22 protein-coding genes are annotated in these 23391 nt (G+C 61.5%); 5 read left to right on the top strand and 17 right to left on the bottom strand.

Annotated features, from left to right (window positions below; all coding sequences use genetic code 11):
- Positions 1-3: 3 nt before the first annotated feature.
- Positions 4-1425: a type VI secretion system Vgr family protein gene (locus tag AC3ITY_RS22615; protein WP_489310974.1), complete on the bottom strand. Its 1422-nt coding sequence runs from the start codon at positions 1423-1425 to the stop codon at positions 4-6.
- Positions 1426-1650: 225 nt separating this feature from the next.
- Between AC3ITY_RS22615 and AC3ITY_RS22610 the strand changes: the two genes are divergently transcribed.
- On the top strand, positions 1651-2355 hold the full coding sequence (locus AC3ITY_RS22610; RefSeq protein ID WP_489305075.1) for a YebC/PmpR family DNA-binding transcriptional regulator: 705 nt from the start codon (positions 1651-1653) through the stop codon (positions 2353-2355).
- Between the two features lie 141 nt (positions 2356-2496).
- On the opposite strand, the gene AC3ITY_RS22605 is transcribed toward AC3ITY_RS22610, so the two are convergent.
- From AC3ITY_RS22605 to AC3ITY_RS22565, 9 genes are all read right to left on the bottom strand, one after another.
- Positions 2497-3816 (bottom strand): leucine-rich repeat-containing protein kinase family protein, encoded by a 1320-nt coding sequence (locus tag AC3ITY_RS22605; RefSeq protein ID WP_489305074.1) that lies wholly within the window; start codon positions 3814-3816, stop codon positions 2497-2499.
- A gap of 108 nt (positions 3817-3924) precedes the next feature.
- Entirely contained in the window at positions 3925-5049 is a 1125-nt protein-coding gene (gene zapE / locus AC3ITY_RS22600) for a cell division protein ZapE (protein ID WP_489305073.1), read from the bottom strand.
- A 203-nt stretch (positions 5050-5252) separates the two neighbouring features.
- Complete coding sequence (locus tag AC3ITY_RS22595; protein ID WP_489305071.1) at positions 5253-6314, bottom strand: ABC transporter substrate-binding protein; 1062 nt, start codon at positions 6312-6314, stop codon at positions 5253-5255.
- Between the two features lie 18 nt (positions 6315-6332).
- Positions 6333-7448, bottom strand: coding sequence for an NAD(P)/FAD-dependent oxidoreductase (locus AC3ITY_RS22590; protein ID WP_489305070.1), 1116 nt, complete (start codon positions 7446-7448; stop codon positions 6333-6335).
- Positions 7445-8800, bottom strand: a complete 1356-nt coding sequence (locus AC3ITY_RS22585) for an FAD/NAD(P)-dependent oxidoreductase (protein ID WP_489305068.1) — start codon at positions 8798-8800, stop codon at positions 7445-7447. Before AC3ITY_RS22585 ends, AC3ITY_RS22590 begins: the two co-directional genes overlap by 4 nt.
- 41 nt (positions 8801-8841) lie before the next feature.
- The gene (locus AC3ITY_RS22580; protein ID WP_223444668.1) at positions 8842-9132 is read right to left on the bottom strand and encodes a (2Fe-2S)-binding protein; all 291 of its coding nucleotides are present in this window, start codon (positions 9130-9132) and stop codon (positions 8842-8844) included.
- A gap of 7 nt (positions 9133-9139) precedes the next feature.
- Positions 9140-9934, bottom strand: a complete 795-nt coding sequence (locus AC3ITY_RS22575; RefSeq protein WP_108219103.1) for an ABC transporter permease — start codon at positions 9932-9934, stop codon at positions 9140-9142.
- 6 nt (positions 9935-9940) lie between these two features.
- On the bottom strand, positions 9941-10810 hold the full coding sequence (locus AC3ITY_RS22570) for an ABC transporter permease (protein WP_489305067.1): 870 nt from the start codon (positions 10808-10810) through the stop codon (positions 9941-9943).
- On the bottom strand, positions 10807-11832 hold the full coding sequence (locus AC3ITY_RS22565) for an ABC transporter ATP-binding protein (RefSeq protein ID WP_489305066.1): 1026 nt from the start codon (positions 11830-11832) through the stop codon (positions 10807-10809). Before AC3ITY_RS22565 ends, AC3ITY_RS22570 begins: the two co-directional genes overlap by 4 nt.
- Positions 11833-12076: 244 nt before the next feature.
- Here AC3ITY_RS22565 and AC3ITY_RS22560 point away from each other — a divergent pair, with 244 nt between their 5' ends.
- On the top strand, positions 12077-12913 hold the full coding sequence (locus AC3ITY_RS22560; protein ID WP_489305064.1) for an IclR family transcriptional regulator: 837 nt from the start codon (positions 12077-12079) through the stop codon (positions 12911-12913).
- A 61-nt stretch (positions 12914-12974) separates the two neighbouring features.
- On the opposite strand, the gene AC3ITY_RS22555 is transcribed toward AC3ITY_RS22560, so the two are convergent.
- On the bottom strand, positions 12975-13727 hold the full coding sequence (locus AC3ITY_RS22555; RefSeq protein WP_489305062.1) for an anti-sigma factor family protein: 753 nt from the start codon (positions 13725-13727) through the stop codon (positions 12975-12977).
- Positions 13724-14230 carry a sigma-70 family RNA polymerase sigma factor gene (locus AC3ITY_RS22550; RefSeq protein WP_489305060.1) on the bottom strand — a complete coding sequence of 169 codons (507 nt, stop codon included), beginning with the start codon at positions 14228-14230 and terminating at the stop codon, positions 13724-13726. The genes AC3ITY_RS22555 and AC3ITY_RS22550 overlap by 4 nt, the downstream gene beginning before the upstream one ends.
- Before the next feature lie 163 nt (positions 14231-14393).
- Here AC3ITY_RS22550 and AC3ITY_RS22545 point away from each other — a divergent pair, with 163 nt between their 5' ends.
- Positions 14394-15479: a catalase family peroxidase gene (locus AC3ITY_RS22545; protein ID WP_489305058.1), complete on the top strand. Its 1086-nt coding sequence runs from the start codon at positions 14394-14396 to the stop codon at positions 15477-15479.
- Positions 15476-16021: a cytochrome b gene (locus AC3ITY_RS22540; RefSeq protein WP_489305056.1), complete on the top strand. Its 546-nt coding sequence runs from the start codon at positions 15476-15478 to the stop codon at positions 16019-16021. The genes AC3ITY_RS22545 and AC3ITY_RS22540 overlap by 4 nt, the downstream gene beginning before the upstream one ends.
- A gap of 62 nt (positions 16022-16083) precedes the next feature.
- On the opposite strand, the gene AC3ITY_RS22535 is transcribed toward AC3ITY_RS22540, so the two are convergent.
- Together AC3ITY_RS22535 and AC3ITY_RS22530 are read right to left on the bottom strand one after the other, a co-directional pair.
- Positions 16084-17235, bottom strand: coding sequence for a M14 family metallopeptidase (locus AC3ITY_RS22535; protein ID WP_489305055.1), 1152 nt, complete (start codon positions 17233-17235; stop codon positions 16084-16086).
- Positions 17236-17718: 483 nt separating this feature from the next.
- Complete coding sequence (locus AC3ITY_RS22530; protein ID WP_489305053.1) at positions 17719-18060, bottom strand: DUF6124 family protein; 342 nt, start codon at positions 18058-18060, stop codon at positions 17719-17721.
- 129 nt (positions 18061-18189) lie between these two features.
- On the opposite strand from AC3ITY_RS22530, the gene AC3ITY_RS22525 reads away from it, so the two are divergent.
- Positions 18190-18837, top strand: a complete 648-nt coding sequence (locus tag AC3ITY_RS22525) for a LexA family protein (protein ID WP_489305051.1) — start codon at positions 18190-18192, stop codon at positions 18835-18837.
- Between the two features lie 39 nt (positions 18838-18876).
- Here AC3ITY_RS22525 and AC3ITY_RS22520 read toward each other — a convergent pair whose 3' ends face one another.
- The 3 genes from AC3ITY_RS22520 to AC3ITY_RS22510 all read right to left on the bottom strand — a co-directional run bounded on the left by AC3ITY_RS22520 (position 18877) and on the right by AC3ITY_RS22510 (position 23380).
- Positions 18877-20832 (bottom strand): acetyl/propionyl/methylcrotonyl-CoA carboxylase subunit alpha, encoded by a 1956-nt coding sequence (locus AC3ITY_RS22520; protein WP_489305049.1) that lies wholly within the window; start codon positions 20830-20832, stop codon positions 18877-18879.
- Positions 20832-21644 (bottom strand): gamma-carboxygeranoyl-CoA hydratase, encoded by an 813-nt coding sequence (locus AC3ITY_RS22515; protein ID WP_489305047.1) that lies wholly within the window; start codon positions 21642-21644, stop codon positions 20832-20834. The genes AC3ITY_RS22520 and AC3ITY_RS22515 overlap by 1 nt, the downstream gene beginning before the upstream one ends.
- A 128-nt stretch (positions 21645-21772) precedes the next feature.
- Positions 21773-23380, bottom strand: coding sequence for a carboxyl transferase domain-containing protein (locus AC3ITY_RS22510; protein ID WP_489305046.1), 1608 nt, complete (start codon positions 23378-23380; stop codon positions 21773-21775).
- Between the last annotated feature and the right edge of the window lie 11 nt (positions 23381-23391).

Raw genomic sequence — 23391 nt, 5'->3', positions numbered from 1 at the left:
GGGTCAGGGCGCAAGGTCCGAGCGGCTGAGCAGCCAGTCGAACAGCAGGCGGGTATCGCCACGGGGCTCACGCGGACGAGGTCCGCGAGGTTGTGGCCGATGGCCCATGGCCGTACAGAGCACCGGGCGATCCGGGTCACTGTCGAGGAAAACCACCAGTACCTCGCTGCCAGCCACGGGCAAGCGGGCCGGATCGATCCAGTCCTCGGCGGTGGTCAGCGCCAGCGGCAACCACAGGCCGGTGGACGCCTCTGCGGTTGATTGTGTGGCGGGCCAAAGGTGCACCTGAACCCGGCCATCCTCATCCACTGTCGCCGGTTGCCCGACCCGGCCGCACACCTGGCCGGGCTGATACCCGGGGATACTCGGCCTGGGTTGTTTGAGCGCGGGCCGGAACACCGTCGACCAGGGGATGGCGCTGAATTGATTGCGGTAACCCGGGGCCGTGCCCGCTGTGTCGTCGAGCAGAATGGACGACTGACGCCCCTGATGGCGGATTTCGGTGACCAGCCATTGATCATTGAAATTCGCCAGCGGATGCTCGGCTACCTGAACGATCCGGCCGCTACGTAGTGCACCCTGGTTACTTTGACCGTGGATCTTCAGGTGTCGGCAGCGCAGGCGTTCCAGTTGTCGACGGCTGAGCTGGTCGCGATGTTGTTGCTCGCGAGCGCAAAGGTGCCTTGCAGTGGCGAACGAGTGATTGGCTGCGCCTTCGCTGATGTCCGCTGCACCCGGATTCCTGGCGCCTGGGCGCACAGGGGAGAGCGGAGCATCATGGCGCTGGAACAGTTCGCTGATCACAGGTTCGAGATGTTTGTCGAGGGCATCGCTGCGCATCGGCATGAGCAGCGGTTCCTGGGGAAAACTCAGGCTGTCATCGGCCAGCACCAGCACATGGCCGTCGCGTTGATGCTCGAAGTGATAATGGATGCCTTCCTCCTCGCACAGTCGTTGCAGCAACGCCAGGTCGGTTTCTTCGTACTGAATGCAAAAAGGGCGCAGGGGATAGTGCCCGGTTGCCAGTTCAAAGCGATAGCTGCCGACGGGCAACCCATGTTCCTCCAGCAACTGGCGCAGGATCATGGGCACGCTGGCACGCTGGAAAATACGTCGGCATCGTTGCTGTTCCAGCGCCTGGACACGGGGTACCAGCGCCAGTTTGTAAGCGACCCGGTATCCGCTTCGATGTTCACAACTGGCGCTGTGCACCACGCCATGAATGCCTTGGTCGTGGCCGAAGTCGAGGAATGCCGGTTGGTGCAGTAATCGCTCAAGGTTCAGGGCCGGTGCCAGCCCGATCACCTCGATGTCGAATCGATAGGGCTGGTTGAGAGCTTCATGACCACTGAACCGGACCACCTGGAAGCTCAGGTCGTCGTCCAGAAGCGTCAGGGTGGTGGGACTTTCCTTGTCGTTGTGCATCGAATGCGCTACCGCCGTGGAGTAGGGTGCAAAGCGTACGAAACCCCGGCGCATTGCGGGCACGGTAAAGCGACATTTCCGAATCGCCCTACAACCGCTGGTGAAGATGTCGATGCAAGTCGGGATTTTTTGGTCGATTGCCAACTTTAGGCCGTATAAACTTGTGCAAAGCGTCGGCCAATAGATGTCTCGGCGCCACAGATGCCACAGATAAGAGAGTGAGAAATGGGCGCACAGTGGAAGGTTAAACACAAAGAAGCGGCAGCCAATGCCAAGGGCAAGATCTTCGGCAAACTGGTGAAAGAAATCACCATTGCTGCGCGCAACGGCGCTGATATTGCTACCAACGCACACTTGCGCCTGGTGGTTGAACAGGCCAAGAAAGCTTCGATGCCCAAGGAAACACTGGATCGCGCCATCAAGAAGGGCGCGGGCCTGTTGGGCGAGACCGTGCAATACCATCGCGTGACGTATGAAGGGTTCGCCCCGCATCAGGTGCCGTTGATCGTTGAATGTGTGACCGACAACATCAACCGTACCGTCGCCGAGATCCGCGTGGCGTTCCGCAAGGGTCAACTGGGCGCTTCCGGTTCCGTGGCCTGGGACTTCAACCATGTCGGCATGATCGAAGCGTCGCCGGACACCCCGGACGCCGATCCGGAAATGGCCGCCATCGAAGCCGGTGCACAGGATTTCGAGCCGGGTGAAGAGGGTGCAACCCTGTTCCTGACCGAGCCGACCGACCTCGACGCGGTACAGAAAGCCCTACCGGAACAAGGCTTCACCGTGCTGTCGGCCAAACTGGGCTACCAGTCGAAAAACCCGGTCAGCGGCCTGAGCGATGAGCAGATGGCGGAAGTCGAAGCGTTCCTCGAAGGCCTCGATAACCATGACGACGTGCAGGATATGTTTGTCGGCTTGGCGGGTTGATCGAACTGGCCTGGATCTGACTTGTGGCGAGGGGGCTTGCCCCCGTTGGACGGCGAAGCCGTCCCAAAAGCGACGGCTGCTGCGCAACCGAACGGGGCGGTTCGGCGTTCCGACAAGCCCCCTCGCCACATTGTTTTGTATTTACAATTTGAACTCAGCCAATTCCTGAACAACTTCATCAAACCCCGGCCGCGCCAGCACTTGCGGCTGACAGCAACGCCGCTCCAGATCTTCCAGCACCCCACGCTGTTCATCGCTCAACCCCGAGTCGATTCGCTCCAGCAACTCCCCCAGCAACACCCCGAACGCCCGCACCTCGATTCGCTGCAAGGCACGGCTTTCAAGGCTGTCGGAAATCGCGTGGAATGACGCCGCGCCAAAATCCCCCAACAAGCAGTCACCCTGTTCATTCCACAGAATATTGTGCCCGTAGAGGTCGCCGTGGGTGATGCCATGGCCGTGCAAGTGCTCGGCCACCGAGGCAATGCCCGAGGCAATGCGCAGCGCCACCGCCGCACTGAAGCGCAAGTCGTCGGGATAAATGTCGCGGCTGCACGACGCCAGGCTCGGCAGGCTGGCGAGGTTGCGAAAACTCGGCGGGATCAACTGCATGACCAGCCCTGCCGTTTGTTGTGGGTGATCGACAATCCGCCCTTCGACGCGAATCAGGTTCGGGTGCAGGCCGGCGGTGATGCAGGCGTTCATCTCGTGCAGTGGCGAACCGTCGCTGGTCATTTCGCCCTTGTAGAGCTTCACTGCAACGGCCATGGGCGGCTGATCAGCCGGTTGCCAGACGGCCTGATGAATCACCCCGGACGCCCCTTCGCCGAGTTTTTTCTCCAGGTGCAATGCCGACCAGTCAATGCGCGGTGTGGCGTCGAGGGCGGCGGCATCGGCTTCGGTTTCCAGCGGGTTACCGGCGTAGGCCAGCCAGGTCAGGCTCGGCAGCGTCAGTAGCCATTGCGGCAAGTCGGTGAGCTGGTTGGCGGCGATGCGGATCAGCTCCAGCCGATGACAATTGCGCATCGACTCCGGCAATGCCTGCAGGCGATTACCGGCAAGCATGAGCTTTTGCAGGTATGGCCGCTCTCCCAACTCGCTCGGCAGCGTCTCGATGCAATTGTCGGTCAGGATCAGCCAGCGCAGCAGCGGTGGGAGTGCCGCAGCGGGCACGTGAGCGATGCGGTTGGCCTTGAAGCCGATCATCGTCAGTGCAGCGCATTGACCAACACAGGCCGGCAACTCGGTGAAACGGTTATCGGAGCAGAACAGCACGCGCAAACGGGTCAGGCGATGCAAGTCCTCCGGCAGGGCGCTCAAGGCGTTGCCGCTGAGGTTGAGCACTTGCAGCGAGTCTGCCAGATCGAAAATCTCCCGAGGGAATTCGGTGAGGTTGTCGACCAGATCCAGCCGCGTGATGCCGGACAACTCGCCGGCACGCAATTGAGCAAGGGTATGCATGAACAGATTCGCTATTGATCAAGGAAAAGGCGCGTGGCCCCGGAAATGCGCGACATGATAGCGGCAATGACGGCTGATCTGTCAGGCCGTGCAGTCGACAAACATCGCTCATGCCGGTTCGCTGACTTCGACCAGTTGCCCCAATCGGCTGCGGGTGCGCGCCAGATCAATGGCATCGCCACCCAGGCTTTCGCGCAATGAGTGCTGCCCGAGCAACGTCAGGTGCTTGTCCTGGTCGTACAGCACGTCGATGAGATTGATAAAACGCTGCTGGGCGGCAATCGTGCAATCGCCCAGCAGTGGCAGTTCATCGATGATCCAGCGGTCAAACTGGCGGCACAGCTCCAGATAATCCATCACCGCCGTGGGCTGATCGCACAAATCGGTGAAAGTAAAACCGATGCCGCGCCCTTCACAGAAACGCGCTCGCAAATGCCGGGTGCCCACCGGCAACGAAACAGGCGAGGCATTGCGCTTGGGCAGGTTCAGCGATTGTCGTTGCGCCACGCTCGCCGGCCAGACGTAGTGACCTTGAGTGAATAACTGATGCGCATGGGTGCGGGCCTGGCTGCGATAGTCGTGGGCCCCGCCGACTTCCATCACCTGCATGCGCGTATTGATCAAGTCGATCACCGGTTTGAAGCGGGCGTGGTACAGCGGATTGGGCAGCAGGCCTTCGGGCGGGTAATTTGAGGTGACCAGCAACAGGATGCCGCGCTGAAACAGTGCCTTGAACAACCGGGTGATGAGCATCGCATCGCCGATGTCGTGCACATGGAATTCATCGAAACACAGTACCCGGCAATCGCTGAGCAGTTCATCGAGGGTGATCCCCAGGGCGTCGGCCTGTTCGCGGTGCTTGAACATGCCCTGGTGCAGTTGGGCGAAGAACTGATGGAAGTGCAGGCGTTGTTTTTGCGCGAGGGGAATGGCCTGGAAAAACCCGTCGAGCAACCAGCTTTTGCCGCGCCCCACGGCACCATGCAGGTAAAGGCCGGGAAGGGGGTTCGCCGCAGTACCCATCAGCATGCAGGCATGCCGGGCCATGCAGTCGATCACCCGCTGTTGGCTGTGACTGAGGGTGTAGCCCTGGGCATGGGCCTGCTGGCGAAAGTAGTCGTGGATGACTTGGCCTGCCGCGCCGCTGCCCGCTGCCGGTGCCTTGCCGAGAAGGCGACGCAACGTTTGCCAGCGCGATTTGATTCGCGAACGGTTGGGCGGTCGAACGGCCACTGGGATATCACCTCTGGTGTACGGGCAGGCTCTTTGTGCTGCGGCGCCATAGTGTAACCAGAGCCGGGAATTTGCTTCCAGCTGTGTCGGCATATTCTGGGCTAACGTCACTGGGTTCTAAAGGAACACCGCAAACCCTGTGGGAGCAAGCTCGCTCCCACAAGGTTATGCCAATGTCCAGACCACTGCGCCTGGCCAGTGACCTAGCGCTCGATACTGCGGTTCCACCGCGCACTCCATGCCGGGCGTTGTTCGTTGACCTGATCCCAATCCACGGCAATCGCCGTATCGAGGTACTGTTTCATGGCTTCGACCTGACCATGGGTTCGCTCGGTGGTCGGGGTGTTGGGGTTGGACGGAATCTGGTCGCCATCCTCGAGTGCGACGGCCTGGGCTTCGGGGGTCAGCAAGAAGGCGGCAAGTTTTTGCGCCAGCTCCGGTTGCGTGTTGTTGGCGATTGCGCATTCGGCGACGTTGAGCACCACGGCGCCTTCCTTCGGCTGTGCGTATTCCACTGGCATGCCCTTGAGCTTGAGAGCCGTCACCTGGGTCGGCGTCAACGGGAACAGTGCCGCTTCGTCGGTCTGAAGCATTTCGGAGATCTTCGCCGAGCTCGGAATGTATTCCAGTACGTTACGCCCAACGGTGTTCGGCCAGGCCTTGAAACCAGGGTCGACATTGGTTTCAGTGCCGCCCTGGATCCGGTTGAACATCAGGAAACCGTGCAAGCCGAACGTCGAAGAGGCCATCGACTGGAACACCAGTTTGTCCTTGAAACGCGGGTCGGCCATGTCCATCCACGAGGTCGGCGCGCTCCAGCCTTTTTCTTTGAACAACCGGGTGTTGTATGCCAGCCCGGTGACCCCGAGGCTGACCGCCACGGCCTGGTCCTTGATCCGCCCCTTGGCCGGAATCTGTTCCAGCGTCGGGCTGTCCTCGAGTTTGTCGCACAGGCCCATGGAGATCGCGCGGTACATGATGCCGTCGTCGAGGAACATCACGTGCATCTGCGGGTTGCCCTTGCTGGCCTGGACCTTGGCCAGGATATCGGCGGAGGTGCCCGGCACGATCACCACTTTGACGTTGTTGGCCTTCTCGAAAGCCGGCAGCACCTTGTCGGCATAGAGCCGTTCCATGGTCCCGCCGTTCATGCCCAGATAAAGTGTCGGCTCAGCCTGGGCCTGAGTGACCGTGAGCAGGGCGCCCACGCAAGAAAAACTTAGCCAAGAGAAACCGAGCAGTGCAGTGCGTTTGACATTATTCATTGGCGCGACCTTCCTCTATCAAGCTACGGAGATGGAGTGAAACCGGGTGATGGAAAACGCATCCAGCGACGTCTTTGACGCGCCGCTACAGATGATTTCGGTGAGCGCCTGGCCCACCGCGGGACCGATCTGGAAACCGGCGCCGGCAAAGCCGAACGCGTGCAACAGACCGGGTTGGGTACGACTGTGGCCGATCACCGGTTGGCGATCGGGCAGATAACCTTCGGTGCCGCTCCAGGTACGAATCGCCTGGGCACCTTCCAGAAACGGGTAGAGCTCGACGGCCTGGCGGAGTATTTCCAGCACGGCGCTTTGACCGGGGCGGGCGCGGGCCTCGTCGAGGGCAAAGCCCTGGCCGCCGCCCAGTACGCAATTTCCCCGGGTAACCTGACGGGCATAAATGCCTCCGCCCTCGACGCCGGTGCTGGCATCCATCACCAGCGGCAACGGTTCGGTGACCAGCATCGCCGGGTGACCTGAATGCATCGGCACCGGTTCGCCGAACTGCGTGGCCAGGCTGCCGGCCCAGGCTCCGGCGCAGTTCAACAGCCAGGGTGCACGCCATTCCAGGCCAGTTTGCGTACGCACACGAAATCGTTGTCCGTCATGTTCTACAGCGCTCACCGCGCATTGTTCGTAAACCTGCGCGCTCTGTTGCCGCGCCGCCCGAGCGAACGCCGGAGACACCAGGCGCGGGTTGGCGTGACCATCGTCTGGGCAATAGGACGCGCCTGCCGCCACGTCTCCGACCCACGGAAAACGCGCGCGCAATTCGCTTCGGTCGAGCACTTGCAGATCGAGACCGAACCCCCGACTGCTATCTGCGTAGTCCTGCAGGGCTTGCAGATCGTTGAGGCTGCGGGCCAGTTTCAGGTGACCGCTACGCTGGTATTCGCCGTCGATTCCGATCAGTTGTGGCAACTGCGCCCAGATTTCGTGGGCCTTTTGCGACAGCGGCAATTGCGCCAGGGGACGACCCTGACGCCGCACGCCGCCGTAGTTCACGCCGCTGGAATGTGAACCGCAAAAATCTCGCTCCAACAACGCCACGCGCCGGCCGGCCCGACTGAGAAACAGGGCGGCGGAAGCACCGACAATGCCACCGCCAATGATGACTGCATCGACTTCGTTCAAAGCTCGATCTCCAGGCCAAACGGCAGCGGTTTGATCGGTGCCTGGGCGCGCAACCGGCCGATATCGGACACGGCGCGCTGGCTCTGGCAGGCAATGATTTCTGCTGCGGCGGCACCGCACATCCGACCCTGGCAACGCCCCATGCCGACACGACAATGAGCCTTTACCCGGTTGATTTCCCAATGACCTTCGCGCACCACCTCGCGAATATCCCCGGCGCGCACTTCTTCACAGCGACAGACCATCACGTCATCGGCGAGACCAGCGGCCCAGTTGTCGGGAAATGTAAAGGCGCGTTCGAGACCCTGGCGAAATTCGCCAATGCGTTCCAGGCGGAATTCCAGTTGCGCAAGGCGCTGTGCTGGAATCAGATGCCCCATGTCTTCGAGCAACGCCAAAGCGGCGCGCTCACCGGCCATTTCCGCCGCGTCCGCACCCATGATGCCGGCGCCGTCACCCGCCAGATAAACCTCGGCGACACTGCTGCGGCCCGCACGGTCACGCTGGGGTAACCAGGCGCGATTGAGCGGGTTCCAGGCGAATTCACAGCCGAGCAGATCGGCCAGTTGGGTTTCACTGCGCAGGCCGTGAGCGAAGGCCACCGCGTCGCAGTCGAGTGAGTGGTTGCACTTGGCGTTGGACCAGCGCAGCGATTGCACGCGTTGCTCGCCGTCGATGGCTGCCAGGGTCGCGCCTTGATGTACAGGGATGCCGTGCGCGGTCAGCCAGCCGCGGTAATAAATGCCTTTGGCCAACGTTGACGGTTGCGCCAGCAGGCCGGGCAGGGCTCGGGCCTGTGCGCTGAAGGGTGAGCTGTCGAGCACCGCGACCACGTTGGCCCCAGCCTTGGCGTATTGATAGGCGACCAGATACAGCAACGGGCCGCTGCCGGCGAACACCACGCGTTCGCCGATGGCGCAGCCCTGGAACTTCAAGGCGATTTGCGCCGCGCCGAGGCTGTAGACCCCCGGCAATGTCCAGCCCGGTACGGGCAGAATCCGGTCGGTGGCGCCGGTGGCGACGATCACCCGGGAGAACTCCAAACGTGCTGCGCGGCCGTTCTGCAAGGTGTCGAGGGTGCCGTCTTCGGCATTCCACACCAGGGTTTCGGGGCGGTAATCGATTTGTTCGCGCAGTGCGTCAATCGTCTGATGCAGCGCATTGGCTTTGCCTGTTTCAAAGCCATACAGTTTGACCGGCGATCGTTTGAAGTTGGCCGGTTGACGCCGATAAATCTGCCCGCCGCCGCGTGCGGCTTCGTCCAGTAGCACCGGACGCACGCCATGGGCAACCAGCGTTTGTGCCGCACGAATGCCCGCCGGACCGGCGCCGACGATGACCACAGACTTCATACTCCCACAAGGGATTCGGTTTCTGCAGATGGAATGTTTATTCATAACGATCGCCCCGGTTCGCGGCAGACCTGCTGCCCGGCTTCGAGCAGCGTCGAGCAGGCGCGCACCCGGCGGCCATCGCCCAGTCGCACCCAGCAATCCTGACAGGCCCCCATCAGGCAGAAGCCGGCGCGGGGTTCGGCGCTGAAGTCGCTGCCGCGCAGGTGTTCGCTGCAAGTCAGCACGGCGGTCAGCACGGTATCGCCGAGCAAACCACTGGCGGGATGGCCGTCAAGGGTAAAGTCCAGGGCCGGGCGGTCAGCTTCGGCCAGTCGTTTCAGCAGAGCCATGGCGCCCTCATTGTTTACCCACCAGAACCCGATCCAGGCCGTAGACCCGATCAAGCAGAATCATCGTCAGCGCGGTCAGCGCAATCACCAGTGCCGACACCGCCGCCATCATCGGATCGATGGATTCAGTGGCGTACACGTACATGCGCACCGGCAGGGTTTGTGTGGCCGGCGAGGTGACGAAAATCGACAGCGTGACTTCGTCGAAACTGTTGATGAACGCCAGCAACCAGCCACCGGCCACCCCCGGCAGAATCATCGGCAGGGTGATCTGGCGGAACAGCGTGAAGCGCCCGGCACCCAAGGATTGCGCGGCGTGTTCGGCGCTGCGATCCAGGCCAATGGCCGAGGCCAGCACCAGACGCAGCACATACGGTGTAATCACCAGCACGTGGGCGAAGATCAGCCAGACGAAGCTGCCATTGACACCCAGCAATGCAAACAGGCGCAGCAACGCCACACCGAGTACCAGGTGCGGAATGATAATCGGCGACAGAAACAGGCCGTTGAGAAAGTCTCGACCGGGAAACTCGAATCTGGTGATCGCCAGCGCGGCGGGCACCGCAATCAGCGTCGCCAGGGTGGCGGCACTGAACGCCAGGATCAGGCTGTTGTAGAACGCATCGACAAAATCGGCACGCTCGAACACCGCGCGAAACCAGCGTAGAGAGAACTCCGTGGTCGGCAGGCTCAGGGTGTTTTCCGGGGTGAAGGCCACGAGGCAAACCACCACCAGCGGCGCCATCATGAACAACACCACCAGGGTATGAAACAGCAAGGCGAAAGGACCGTTCCTGGACATGACGAATTATCCCAATGACTTCTTGTAGCGGCCTTCGATCATGCGATTCCACGACAGCATGATCAGCAGGTTGATGAGCAGCAGAGCCACGGCAATAGTCGCGCCCATGGGCCAATTGAGTTCCGACAGGTACTGGTCGTAGATCAGCGTGGCAACCATCTTCAGCCGACGACCGCCGAGCAGGCCGGGGATCGCGAAAGAGCTGGCGGCCAGGCCAAACACGATCAATGTGCCGGACAACACACCGGGCATGACCTGTGGCAGCACGACCTGGCGAATCACCGTGAAGTGACTGGCGCCCAGCGACTGCGCGGCTTGTTCGGCGGCGGAGTCGAGTTTCTGCAGCGAGGTCCAGACCGGAATGATCATGAACGGCAGCATCACGTGCACCAGCGCAATTACCACCGCGAACGGCGTGTAGAGCAGCTTCATCGGCGCGCCGCCGAGGGCTTGCAGGGTCTGGTTGACCAGGCCGTCGGCGCCGAGCAACAGGCTCCAGCCGAAGGCGCGTACCACCACCGAAATCAGCAGCGGGGTGAGGATCAGAATCAGGAAAATCGAGCGCCAGGGTGTACCCATGCGGCTGAGGATGTAGGCCTCGGGCACCCCGATCAGCACGCAGAGCAAAGTGGTCAGGGCGCTGATCCACAAGGTGCGCAGAAAGATCTCGTAGAAATACGGATCGCCCAGCAGGCTGCTGTAGTGCTCGACGGTGTAGGCGTCGCCGTTGATCCCCGAGCTGTAGTCGAAGACGTTGAATGACAGCACCAGGGTCAATCCCAGCGGGATGATCAGCAAACTGAGGTACAAGGCCAGGGCCGGTGCGGACAGCCAATACCCCTGGCGTCCCTGGCGGGTGGCGGTGAGCGTACTCATGCGGGCACCTCGTCGACACTCAGCACTCGCAGCAGCGCCGCGTCCCAGTCCAGACCGACTGCAGTACCTTCGTTCATCGGCGCCGAGCCATCGTTGCGGCGCACCACGCAGAGTTCGCCCAGGCTCGTCCCGACGCCGTACAGCCATTGGCTGCCGAGGAAAAACCGACTGACGATCTTGCCTTGTAAACGACCGTGGCCGGCATCGCGCAGATCGATTTTTTCCGGACGCAGGCTCAGGGTCAGATCGCCTTTGCCAACACTGCACACCTGAACCGCGCCGGCACCATTGCGCTCGCCGGGCAGCAGATTGGCCTTGCCGACGAATCCGGAAATGAACTCGGTGCGCGGGTGTTCGTAGAGGGTGTAGGGCGCGTCGATCTGGGTGATGCGCCCGGCCTGCATCACCACGACACGGTCGCTGATGGACAGCGCTTCCGACTGGTCGTGGGTGACCATCAGCGTGGTGATTGCAACTTCGCGCTGGATGCGGCGGATCTCGAATTGCATCTCTTCGCGCAGATTGGCGTCGAGGTTGGACAGTGGCTCATCCAGCAACAGCACCGGCGGCTGAATCACCAGGGCGCGGGCCAGGGCGACGCGCTGGCGCTGGCCACCGGAAAGCTCCCGCGGGTAACGCTCGGCGTGCTGGTTCAGGCGCACCAGTTTCAATACCCGGTCGACCCGTTGCTGGATATCGGCGTTCGGCACCTTGCGCATGCGCAGGCCAAAGGCGACGTTGTCCTTGACGGTCATGTGCGGGAACAGCGCGTAGCTCTGGAAGACCACCCCCAAACCGCGGCTGGCGGGTTTGGCGTGGGTGATGTCGCGGCCATCGAGCACGATGCACCCGCTGGTGACTTCGACGAAGCCGGCAATCATTTGCAGGGTGGTGGTCTTGCCGCATCCCGAGGGGCCGAGCAAGGACACGAATTCACCTTTCTCGACCGAGAGGTCGGTGGCGACGACGGCGTCGATTTCGCCGTAGCGTTTGCAGAGTTTTTCAAGTTGCACAAAAGCCATGACTGCGCTCCACCTGAGATTGTTATGCGTCACCCAAAGGCGCGCTTTTTTGTATGGGCAGATACGAAAAGATGTTGCCGGGGTGCGTGGCGCTCGACTTGAGTCGGCTGCCGCTGTTGTTCGAATCGCACCTGTCTGGACGCAGAGTAGGACGAAGACTAGGATGGGCTCAATGGCCTATTTCACTGAGGCGATGACTATTTTAAGTTTTATTCGATCAGTAAATTAATTTACGGAAAACAAGATGCCAGATTCCATTGAGCGGAATGAAAACAAAAATGAAGTCGGTGTCGGCGCCGTCTCAAGGTTGTTTGCGGTACTGCGAACACTGGGTGATACCGTCGAGGGCGGCGAGCGGGTTACGCAACTGGCGCAGCGCATTGGTTTATCGCAACCGACCACGCATCGGTTGCTGCGCAGCCTGATGGACGAGGGCATGGTCGAGCAGGATGCGCGCAGTAAGCGCTATCGCCTGAGCCTGGATTTTTTCGCTCTGGCGGCTCGTGCGGGCAACACCGGAAACTTGCGCGAACTGGCACGGCCGGCGCTACTGAGACTCTCGGCGTCGCTGGGTGATTCGTTGTTTTTGCTGGCGCGCTGCGGCTTTGATGCGATCTGTCTGGACCGCAGCGAAGGGCCGTTCCCGATCCGCACCTTTACCGGGGATATCGGCGGGCGTGTGGCGCTTGGCGTGGGTCAGGGCAGCCTGGCGATTCTGGCGTTCCTGCCGGAGGAGGAGCGCGACACCGTCATCCATTACAACTTGCCGCGCCTGAAAGACTTCCACCTGTATGACGAGGTGTTCCTGCGTTCGGAAGTCGACAACGTGCGCGCCCTGGGGTACGCCGGGCGCAATACCGGCGTGCTGCAGGGCATGGCCGGGGTGGCCGTGCCGATTCTCGATCGTGAAGGTCGCGCGGTGGCGGCGTTGAGTGTGGCGACCGTGAGTGACCGATTGGGACCGGATCGCCTGCCGACTGTGGTGGACATGCTCAAGCGCGAAGCGGCGCTGATCGGGCCACGGATCAATCCGTTCGACCCGATACTGCGGCGGCCTTCGCAGGTGTTTGGGCAGGGGTGAAAACTTCCCCAATCCCTGTAGGAGCGAGCAGGCTCGCTCCTACAGGGGGCTGGTGTGGTCATCAGAATTGCGTGGTCTGTTTGAGCATCCGCGCCGCCGGCGTATCCGCCGGGCTGACCATTGCATAGTTGTAGCCGCTTCCCGACCAGTACTCGGCCTGCAACTCGCCATCACTGCGACTTCCCCTCGGCAGCAGGAAGTTTTTCGGCCCTGGCGGGCGCACGTAGAAACTGATTTTCTGCCCGCTCTGGTTCTCGTAAACCACCATCGCCGCCGGGCCTTGCTCGGTACTCAGCAGGCGCCCGCTGACCGGATTGAAACCCGCATCCGAAAGGTCGGGCAGGCGATTGGCCTGAGTGAAGTAACGGTCGAGCCAGCCTTGCATATCGCCGTCTTCGCCGACTTTGTAATCGGCCGGCAGGATGCCTTGCTGGGCAATCAGACGATAGGCCTGCATTGCGTCGGCCATCGGTGCCTGAGCGCTGACCAGGGTCATTTCCCGTGCTTGCCAACCGCTGAAACCGCCGACGCTGACCGCGATCAACAGCACCGCTGCGCTGGCCAGATGCCGACGGGACTGGCGTTGCAGGCGTTGGCGAATCACCGCTGGATCGAGGTCCGGGTTGGCCGGTTGCTGCAAGGCGCCACCGAGGGCTGCACGCAGTTGCCGGGCGTCCAGTTGCCAGGCGCGTACTTGCGCGGAAATTTCCGGATTGCTCGCCAGAAAAGTCTCCACCAGGCGTCGGTCGGCGTCGCTCAGTTGGTGGTCGACGTAAGCGTGCAGGTCTCGTTCGCTGGGGGGCATGCTGATCATTTGAGTCTCCGCAGGGAAGGGCGGTTGATTTCGCCATCGCTGAGTTGGCGCAGGGCCTGGCGAGCCCGGGACAGGCGGGACATCACGGTGCCGGTGGGTACGTCGAGAATCTCGGCGACCGCTTTGTAACTCAAGCCTTCCACCGACACCCAGAGCAGCAGCGCGCGTTGCTCGGTGGGCAGTCGGTCGAAGGCGTTGAGGGTCGATTGCGCAATCACGGTGCGTTCCACCGAGGGCTGGGCATCGTCACGCCCGGTGAAGAATTCAAGCATGCGCGCATAGCGCCGGGAGCGGCGGTGGGCATCGAGAAACTGCCGATAGAGAATCGAGAACAGCCAGGCGCGCAAGTCGCCCTCGGCGCGTTTGCCAGCCCAACTCGACAGAGCCCGCTCCAGGCTCGCCTGCACCAGGTCGTCAGCGCTGCTGGTGTTGCGCGTCAACGACACGGCAAACCGCCGCAGTCCGGGAATGATTTCTCTGAGTTGTTCGTCGATATCGTTCATGAAGTTCTGGCTAGTCACTACGCTGGACTGTGGACCAGGAAGACGCCCGGCATTCGAGGTTATTCCACGTCAGAAAAAATAAAAACCGCGCGTGGGAATAAACCTGCGTGGGGTTCGTCTGCTTGATTCCTCTCATTTGTGGCCGATGGCCCTGGAGTCTTTCATGGTAGATCGATCATCACCGCCACCCCGGCCACCCTTGAGTGCGGCGAGCCTGACGTTGCGTCTGGCTGGCATCGCCGTGGTCGTTGCCGCCGTGGCTGGGGCGTTTGCCTACGTCAATGGCACCTTTGACCCGCAGCGCCTGACCCCGAAGAAACTGATCAACGTGCTGGAAACCAACAATGGCGTGCACCCGGGATTCCGTCGCAACCATTCCAAAGGCGTGTGCGTGATCGGGCATTTCGAGAGCAGCGGTGAGGCGCGCAGTTATTCCACCGCCCAGGTGTTCAACGAAGCGCGGACGCCGGTGGTCGGACGATTCGCCTTGCCGGCCGGCAACCCATACGCGCCGGACAGTGCCGTGCCGATCCGCAGCATGGCCTTGCGCTTCACTCAGGCCAACGGCCAGCAGTGGCGCACGGGGATGAACAGCATGCCGGTATTCCCGGTTGGCACGCCCGAGGCGTTCTATCAACTGCAAAAAGCCCAGTCGCCAGACCCGGCTACCGGCAAACCGGACCCCAAGGCCGTGCCGGCGTTCTTTGGTTCACATCCCGAATCCGCACCGTTCCTGGCTTGGATCAAAACTGCCAAGCCGTCGGCCAGCTACGTGACCGAAAACTACAACAGCGTCAATGCGTTCTACCTGGTCAACGCGGCCGGCCAACGCCAGGCCGTGCGCTGGAACATGGTGCCGATGGTCCAGGACGCACCAGGAGCCACGGCACCGGAGGGCAATGATTTCCTGGAGAAAGATCTGGTTCAGCGAATCGCTGCAGGCCCGTTGCGCTGGCAGTTGAGCATCACCCTGGCCAACCCCGGCGATCCGGTCAACGACGCCAGCAAGGCCTGGTCCGAAGGGCGCAAAGTGTTGAACGCGGGCACCCTGGTGCTGGAAAAAACCCAGCCGCAACTCAATGGCGAATGCCGTGACATCAACTACGATCCGCTGGTATTGCCCGCCGGCATCGAAGGCTCCGACGACCCGTTGCTCGCCGCTCGCTCAGCCGGTTACGCCAATTCCTACCTGCGTCGCACCAGCGAAGTCAGCCAGTTGCCCGCCGCCAAACAGGAGGCCCAGCAATGAGCGCCCAACCGAACCACTTCGCCCCGCTGGCGCGCCTGCTGCACTGGCTGATGGCGCTGATGATCATCGCCATGCTGTTTATTGGTGCCGGCATGGTCGCCTCGGTGTCCGAGCGGCATGAATGGCTGATTCATCTGCACAAACCCTTGGGCGTTGCGATCTTGCTGCTGGTGATCGTGCGCCTGGTGGTGCGTTTCTCCACCACACAGCCACCGCTGCCGGCGGATCTGCCGGGTTGGCAGGTGCTGGCGGCGAAGGCGTCGCATGTGTTGCTGTACGCCTTGATGCTGGTCTTGCCGCTGCTGGGCTGGGCGATGATTTCGGCGTCGGGTGAGCCTGTGATGCTCAGCAGTTCGTTGCAGCTGCCATCGATTGTGCCGGCCAACGCGCAGCTGTTTGCGTTTTTGCGCAAGGCGCATGGGTATTTGGCGTACCTGCTGTTTCTGACCGTGTTGCTGCATTTGGCGGCCGCGTTGTTTCACGGCTGGGTGCGTCGCGATGAGGTGCTGGACAGCATGTTGCGGGGCAAGGATCGCAGCTAGTTGCAATGGAGAAAAAGATCGCAGCCTACGGCAGGCGGCGATCTTTTGATCTTGAGGGGTGATCAGCGCAAGGTGTCGACCATATCTGCAAGCGTGGTCAACACATCCTTGCCCAGCTGTTTAGAACGCTTGCCCGACCAACCGGTTTCCGCGTTCGGGTGGTCGTCGTGATCCTTGAACGGCATTTCCAGGGTCAGCGACAGGCAGTCGTACTTCTGCCCCACACTGTTGCAGGCTAGCGTCATGTTGGCCTGGCCCGGTTCGTCGCGGGTGTAGCCGTACTTGGTCTGGAAGTCTTTGGTGGTGTGCTTCAGGTGGCTGCGGAAGTGCTCTTCAAGCTTTTCGATCCGTGGCGTGTAACCTGGATTACCTTCGCAACCGGCGGTGAACACGTGAGGAATTTCCTCATCACCGTGAGCGTCGAGGAACATATCGACGCCGTACTTTTCCATCTGCTGCTGTACGAACAGGACTTCCGGGCTGATTTCCTGGCTGGCGTTCTGCCAGGCTCGATTGAGGTCCTGGCCCATGGCGTTGGTCCGCAAGTGACCGTGGAAAGCGCCGTCCGGATTCATGTTGGGCACCAGGTACAGGTCGGCGCTGGCCAGCAGTTTGTTCAGCACAGGGTCGTCGTGTTTTTCCAGGCGCTCGATCACGCCTTCCATGAACCACTCGGCCATGTGCTCGCCCGGATGTTGCTGGGCAATTATCCACACCTTGCGTCGGCCTTCGGCCCCGGTGCCTTTACGCAACAACTGGATGTCGCGGCCTTCGACACTTTTGCCGGTTGCCAGCAACTCGGTACCGGCCTTGGTCAGCGCCTGCTCGATCAGCCAGTCGTGGCGGCCACGGCTGTAGGGTTCGAAGTAGGCGAACCAGGCGTGGGTCTGCTCGGCTTCGAGGCTGAATCGCAGGCAGTCGCCTTCGAAAATGGTGGGTACGCGGAACCAGTTGACGTGATCGTAGGACGCCACCGCCTGATAGCCGGTCCAGGCCTTGTTATAGGAGGATTGGCTGGCATTGTTCAGGCGAAACCAGTGCTCCTGGCCGACATGCAGGCCGCTGGCCTTGAAGTGGAACCATTGGAAATGGTTGCTTTTGGTATCGGGGCGGATCGCCAGCAGGGGCTTGAGCGGGTCGCTGACGTCGATCACCTGGATGTTGCCGCTATCGAAGTTGGCACTGATGTCGAAAGAGGATTTAGCCACGCTCATAATCGGGTCCTGAATATGATTTTTATGGCGGCTACTTTACACGCAAGAGTGGGGTGAAACCGAGGGAAATTGCGGGGTGCAGAGGTGGGGGCGTCCTCCTTGACGCCGTCGCAGCTTAGAGGCTGTGCGATTGATTCTCAAGTGCTATCTGTCGCTGGTTTCAACCCATGATGCCGGGCTTCTCTTGCCAACCGGCATTCTTTTGATATCATCCGCGCCATCGAATTTGCGGCACCCAAAGACTTCATTAGCCTGAAGCCAAAGCCAGAAAACTGGCAAAAAAAGACCCGGCAAAAAGCCGGGTCAAAAACCGTGATTAGCCTGATGAGGAGATAGTCCAGGAGACCGACCTAAGGTCACCTGGTCCATCGACTGATCTCGCGATCAGTTGATGCAATAATAATCATTCTCGTTTGCGGGTCAAGCGTTTTTACCTGCGCGATAGGAAAATTCTTTCCTGTCCTCTCGATTTGCCTTCTCACCTCAACCGTTTTCATACTTCTCCAGTGATCGATCGACCATCGCCTTGGCCATGTCGATCATGTGCACCGTCGAAAACGCCAGGTCGCGGTTTGCGCCTTGCAGGTGATTGGCTGACTCGTACGCAGTGGCGGCAGCACAGCGCAACAGGTCCAAAGCATGGACCAGCGCCTCTTCGCCGCTGATATTGCGGTTCACATCAAAAAAACGCGGCTCGGCCGCTTCCTCCGAAATAGCTGGTTTCAAGTAATAGTCCAGCGCGCGTTGTGCCGCCGCTGAGCCCAGGGGTGAGGTGAAGGTGGTGTCGATTTGCATGTCCGGCAGGTCATTGGTGGGTTGGTTCATGGCGATGGCAAGCTCCGTGTTAGATTCAGATCCGTGAATCGATCCTAATACGAACTGTATTTGTGACGATAATTTAAATACTACAATTTGTGTTTTGATGGCCGGAGTCGCCCACGTATCGTGCCGCACATGGATAAATGGATTGAATTGGTCAAGGCCAAGATGAGTGAACTCAAAATCACTCAAGAGATACTCGCCGAGCGCCTCGGGATGTCCCAGGGCGGCATTGGCCACTGGCTCAACAAACGTCGTGAACCCGGCATCGAAGACATGAACCGTGTGCTTCGGGCGCTGGGCCTTGAGTTTCTCGAAGTGGCGCTGGTGATCCGGGAACCGCAGGCGTCAACGGATGACGAAATCCCCCTGACACAGAAGTACAACCCGTACTTTCGCTACCCGGTCAGTGACTGGCGCGAACCTGCCGAAGTGCGCGACGGCGAGGTCCCGGCGTATGGAAAAGGGCACTTTGAGCTGTCCGATTACCACGCCAGGGGGCCGGCATTCTGGTTGAGAGTGGCAGGCGATGCGATGACCGCACCCAATGGCATCAGCATCCCGGAAGGCATGCTGATTCTGGTGGACCCTGCGGTGGACGCCGAGCCTGGCAAACTGGTCATTGCCCAGTGGCCGGACAGCACCGAAGCCACGTTCCGCAAGCTCATCGAAGAGGGCGGGCAGCGTTATCTGGTCCCGCTCAATCCGACGTATCCGAAAGCCTTGTACGCCGAAGAATGTCGAATCATCGGCGTAGTGGTTCAGGCAACAGCCAGGTTCTGATCAGATCGGTCCTCGCGATGCGTAGGACCGATCTTCATTTCACACTTCTTCCAGTTCGACCAGCGCACTGCCTTCACTGACCATCTCGCCTTCCTGGCAATACAGCGACTTGATCACCCCGGCGTGGGGCGCGCGGATGCTGTGCTCCATCTTCATCGCTTCAAGTACCACCAATTGCGCCCCGGCTTCGACCGATTGCCCGGCCTCCACCAGCACGCGCACGATGCTGCCGTTCATTGGGGCGGTCAGCCCGCCGTGATGGCTGTGGCTGGCCTCGACGGCGCTGATCGGGTCGTAAGCCTCGATGCGGTGCAACTCGCCATCCCACTGCAAGTACACATGTTCGCCACGGCGTATTGCGCGGTGTTGACGGCGCACGCCAGCTTGCTCGGTCAGCAGATGCTCGCCCTTGAGTCGAGCGCTGTGGGCATTGATGTCGCCCAGCGTCAGCGCTCGGTCCTGGCCTTCACAGCTCAGGTGAAGAGTGATTTCGCTCGGCAATCCAGCGCGCAGCCCGTTACCCGCCGCCCATGGTGAACTCGGGTCATCGGATCGGGTGGCAGGCGGCTGGCTCTGGGCAAACGCTTGGGCGGCGGCTTGCCAGAAATCATCGCTGAGTTCCGCTGAGGCCGGCAGTAACTGCTCCTGATAGCGCGGAATGAAGCCGGTATCCAGTTCGGCAGCAGCAAATGCCGGGTGGCCGATGATGCGCCGCAGAAAATTGATGTTGGTCTTCAGCCCGCCGATGGCGAACTCGTCGAGCATGCTCAGCAGGCGCAAACGCGCTTGTTCACGATCCTCGCCCCAGGCAATCAACTTGCCGAGCATCGGGTCATAGAACGGCGAGATCTCGTCGCCTTCTTCAACGCCGCTGTCCACTCGACGCCCCGGCCCCGGGGCGGATTCGCGATACAGCTCCAGACGACCGGTCGCCGGCAGGAAATCATTGCCCGGGTCTTCGGCATACAGCCGCACTTCAATCGCGTGACCCACCAGCGGTACCTGGTCCTGAGTCATCGGCAATGCTTCGCCACGAGCCACGCGAATCTGCCAGGCCACCAGGTCGAGGCCGGTGATGGCTTCGGTGACTGGGTGTTCCACTTGCAGACGCGTGTTCATCTCCATGAAGAAGAACTCGCCCCGCGCATCCAGCAGAAACTCCACGGTGCCAGCGCCGACATAGCCGATGGCCTGGGCCGAACGCACGGCGGCCTCACCCATGGCGCGCCGCAGTTCCGGGCTCAGGCCTGGCGCCGGGGCTTCTTCGACGACTTTCTGGTGCCGCCGCTGAATCGAGCAGTCACGTTCGTTGAGGTACAGGCAGTTGCCGTGTTGGTCGGCGAACACCTGGATTTCCACATGACGTGGCTTGAGCAGGTATTTCTCCACCAGCATCCGCGAGTCGCCGAACGACGATTGCGCCTCACGCTGGGCCGAGGCCAGGGCTTCGGCCAGTTGGCTGACGTCCTCGACCACTTTCATGCCTTTGCCGCCGCCCCCGGCCGTGGCCTTGAGCAGCACCGGGTAGCCGATGCGCTCGCAGGCATCGCGGAAGGTGTCGAGGTCTTGAGCCTCACCGTGATAACCGGGCACCAGCGGCACGCCAGCGATTTCCATCAAGGCTTTGGCGGCGGATTTGCTGCCCATGGCGTCGATGGCCGAGGCGGGCGGGCCGAGGAATATCAAGCCGGCGTTTTCGATGGCGCGGGCGAATCCGGCGTTCTCCGACAGAAAACCGTAGCCGGGGTGAATCGCCTGGGCGCCGCTGGCCTTGGCGGCAGCGATCAGTTTGTCGATCTGCAGATAGCTGTCGGCGGCTTTGCTGCCACCGAGGTCGACCCGAATGTCGGCTTCGCGGCTGTGCCGGGCGTCACGGTCGGTGGCGCTGTGCACGGCCACGGTGGTCAGGCCCAGGGCCTTGGCGGTACGCATCACCCGGCAAGCGATTTCGCCACGGTTGGCCACCAACAGGGTGGTGAGGACAGGTGCGCTCATCAGCGGGGCTCCTTGGTTGATTCGGCTTGCCAGCTCGGCGGACGTTTTTGCAGGAAGGCGCGCAGGCCTTCCTGGCCTTCTGGGCTGACGCGAATGCGGGCGATGGCGTTTTCGGTGTAGCGACGCAATGCCGGGGTCAGTGAGCCGTCGCCGACTTCACGCAGCAGGTCCTTGCTGGCGCGCATTGCGGCTGGACTGTTGAGCAGCAGATTGTCGATCCACTGCTCGATTTTTTGCTCCAGTTCAGCGAGCGGATAGCTTTCCGACAACAGGCCGATTTCCCGTGCCCGTTGCCCGCCGAAGCGCTCAGCGGTCAAGGCATAGCGACGGGTCGCGCGCTCGCCAATGGCTTGCACCACGAACGGGCTGATCACCGCCGGCGCCAGGCCGATGCGCACTTCCGAGAGGCAGAACTGTGCGTCATCGGCACCGATGGCCATGTCGCAGCAACTGATCAGGCCCAGCGCGCCACCAAAGGCTGCGCCTTGCACCACTGCCAGGGTCGGGATTTTCAGTTTGGCCAGGTTGTACATCAACTCCGCCAGTTCCCGGGCGTCATCGAGGTTGGTGGCGTAATCGAGCTCGGCCGATTGCTGCATCCATGCCAGGTCGGCGCCGGCGCTGAAATGCTTGCCGCGACCGCGCACGATCAGAAACCGCAGGCTGGCATCGCTCGCGACTTTGTCGAGGGCGAGGATCAGCTCGCGGATCATTTCGGCATTGAAGGCGTTGTTCTTTTCTTCACGGCTGAGCCAGAGGGTGGCAAAACCCCGGGGGTCGGTCAGCAGTTCGAGGGTGTTGAAGTCGTTCATATTCGTCCGTCTCCACGGTCCTTGTAGGGGCGAGCTTGCTCGCGATGGTTTACAGGGCGGCGCGTTTATTCAGAAAACACGCGTTATCGTTAACGTCCATCGCGAGCAAGCACGCTCCTACAAAAAAATCACATCCGGAACACGCCGAAGCGGCTCGGTTCGATTGGCGCGTTCAACGACGCGGACAAGGCCAGGGCCAGTACGTCGCGGGTCTGGGCCGGGTCGATGACACCGTCGTCCCACAGGCGCGCGCTGGAATAGTAGGGGTGACCCTGTTCTTCGTACTGGTCGAGGATCGGTTGCTTGATCTCGGCTTCCTGCTCGGCGCTGAAACCCTGGCCGCTGCGTTCGGCCTGTTCGCGCTTGACCTGCACCAGCACGCCGGCCGCCTGCTCGGCACCCATCACGCCGATGCGCGCATTCGGCCACATCCACAGGAAGCGTGGATCGTAAGCTCGACCGCACATGCCGTAGTTACCGGCACCGAAACTGCCGCCGATGATCACGGTGAACTTCGGCACCTTGGCGCAGGCCACTGCCGTCACCAGCTTCGCGCCGTGCTTGGCGATGCCGCCGGCCTCGTATTTCTGGCCGACCATGAAGCCGGTGATGTTCTGCAGGAACAGCAGCGGGATACCGCGCTGGCACGCCAGTTCGATGAAGTGCGCGCCTTTCTGCGCCGCCTCCGCAAACAGGATGCCGTTGTTGGCGAGGATCGCGATCGGGTAACCGTGCAGGTAAGCAAAACCGCAGACCAGCGTCGTCCCGAACAGCGCCTTGAACTCGTCGAACACCGAACCATCCACCAGTCGTGCAATCACTTCGCGCACGTCAAACGGTTGCTTGGCGTCGGCCGGAACCACACCGTACAACTCGTCGCTGCTGTAGAGCGGGGCGATCGGCGTGCGCTGCTGAACCTCACCTTGCTTGCGCCAGTTGAGGTTGGCGACGCTGCGGCGTGCCAGTGCCAGGGCGTGTTCATCGCTCTCGGCGTAATGGTCGGCCACACCGGAAATCTTGCAGTGCACATCGGCCCCGCCGAGGTCCTCGGCGCTGACCACTTCACCGGTCGCGGCTTTCACCAGCGGCGGGCCGGCGAGGAAGATCGTCGCTTGCTCGCGGACCATGATCGCTTCGTCGGCCATCGCCGGTACATAGGCGCCGCCAGCCGTGCAGGAACCCATGACCACGGCAATCTGCGGAATGCCCATGGCGCTCATGTTGGCCTGGTTGAAGAAGATCCGCCCGAAGTGCTCGCGGTCCGGAAACACTTCATCCTGGCGAGGCAGGTTGGCGCCGCCGGAGTCCACCAGGTAGATGCACGGCAGACGGTTCTGCTGGGCGATGGTCTGGGCGCGCAGGTGTTTTTTCACCGTCAGCGGGTAATACGAGCCACCTTTGACCGTGGCGTCGTTGGCAACGATCATGCACTCGACGCCTTCCACACGGCCGATCCCGGCAATCACGCCAGCGGCGGGGACGTCTTCGCCATACACCTCGTAAGCCGCCAGTTGGCTGATCTCCAGAAACGGCGAACCCGGATCGAGCAAGCGGTTGATGCGCTCGCGAGGCAGCAGTTTGCCCCGCGAGGTGTGGCGTTCCTGGGCCTTCGGGCCGCCACCTTGCGCCACTTGGGCGAGCAGGGTGTGCAGGGCGTCGACCTGTTTGAGCATCGCCGCGCTGTTGGCGGCGAACTCCGCTGAACGGGGGTTGAGCTGGGTATGCAGGGTAGCCATGGACAGCTCCG

The organism is Pseudomonas sp. GL_091 (genome assembly GCF_057837725.1).
Note: the sequence above shows the minus strand (reverse complement) of the source record. Positions and strands in the feature narration are given on the sequence as shown.

Excerpts from the sequence above, each read along its gene's own strand:
- AC3ITY_RS22545 (WP_489305058.1), top strand. The coding sequence starts at position 14,394 with ATGGTAGATCGATCATCACCGCCACCCCGGCCACCCTTGAGTGCGGCG.
- AC3ITY_RS22615 (WP_489310974.1), bottom strand. The coding sequence starts at position 1,425 with ATGCACAACGACAAGGAAAGTCCCACCACCCTGACGCTTCTGGACGAC.
- AC3ITY_RS22605 (WP_489305074.1), bottom strand. The coding sequence starts at position 3,816 with ATGCATACCCTTGCTCAATTGCGTGCCGGCGAGTTGTCCGGCATCACG.
- AC3ITY_RS22580 (WP_223444668.1), bottom strand. The coding sequence starts at position 9,132 with ATGGCTCTGCTGAAACGACTGGCCGAAGCTGACCGCCCGGCCCTGGAC.
- AC3ITY_RS22555 (WP_489305062.1), bottom strand. The coding sequence starts at position 13,727 with ATGATCAGCATGCCCCCCAGCGAACGAGACCTGCACGCTTACGTCGAC.
- AC3ITY_RS22530 (WP_489305053.1), bottom strand. The coding sequence starts at position 18,060 with ATGAACCAACCCACCAATGACCTGCCGGACATGCAAATCGACACCACC.
- AC3ITY_RS22525 (WP_489305051.1), top strand. The coding sequence starts at position 18,190 with ATGGATAAATGGATTGAATTGGTCAAGGCCAAGATGAGTGAACTCAAA.
- AC3ITY_RS22585 (WP_489305068.1), bottom strand. The coding sequence starts at position 8,800 with ATGAAGTCTGTGGTCATCGTCGGCGCCGGTCCGGCGGGCATTCGTGCG.
- AC3ITY_RS22570 (WP_489305067.1), bottom strand. The coding sequence starts at position 10,810 with ATGAGTACGCTCACCGCCACCCGCCAGGGACGCCAGGGGTATTGGCTG.
- AC3ITY_RS22535 (WP_489305055.1), bottom strand. The coding sequence starts at position 17,235 with ATGAGCGTGGCTAAATCCTCTTTCGACATCAGTGCCAACTTCGATAGC.
- AC3ITY_RS22515 (WP_489305047.1), bottom strand. The coding sequence starts at position 21,644 with ATGAACGACTTCAACACCCTCGAACTGCTGACCGACCCCCGGGGTTTT.
- AC3ITY_RS22595 (WP_489305071.1), bottom strand. The coding sequence starts at position 6,314 with ATGAATAATGTCAAACGCACTGCACTGCTCGGTTTCTCTTGGCTAAGT.
- AC3ITY_RS22565 (WP_489305066.1), bottom strand. The coding sequence starts at position 11,832 with ATGGCTTTTGTGCAACTTGAAAAACTCTGCAAACGCTACGGCGAAATC.
- AC3ITY_RS22575 (WP_108219103.1), bottom strand. The coding sequence starts at position 9,934 with ATGTCCAGGAACGGTCCTTTCGCCTTGCTGTTTCATACCCTGGTGGTG.
- AC3ITY_RS22610 (WP_489305075.1), top strand. The coding sequence starts at position 1,651 with ATGGGCGCACAGTGGAAGGTTAAACACAAAGAAGCGGCAGCCAATGCC.
- AC3ITY_RS22560 (WP_489305064.1), top strand. The coding sequence starts at position 12,077 with ATGCCAGATTCCATTGAGCGGAATGAAAACAAAAATGAAGTCGGTGTC.
- AC3ITY_RS22550 (WP_489305060.1), bottom strand. The coding sequence starts at position 14,230 with ATGAACGATATCGACGAACAACTCAGAGAAATCATTCCCGGACTGCGG.
- AC3ITY_RS22510 (WP_489305046.1), bottom strand. The coding sequence starts at position 23,380 with ATGGCTACCCTGCATACCCAGCTCAACCCCCGTTCAGCGGAGTTCGCC.
- AC3ITY_RS22540 (WP_489305056.1), top strand. The coding sequence starts at position 15,476 with ATGAGCGCCCAACCGAACCACTTCGCCCCGCTGGCGCGCCTGCTGCAC.
- AC3ITY_RS22520 (WP_489305049.1), bottom strand. The coding sequence starts at position 20,832 with ATGAGCGCACCTGTCCTCACCACCCTGTTGGTGGCCAACCGTGGCGAA.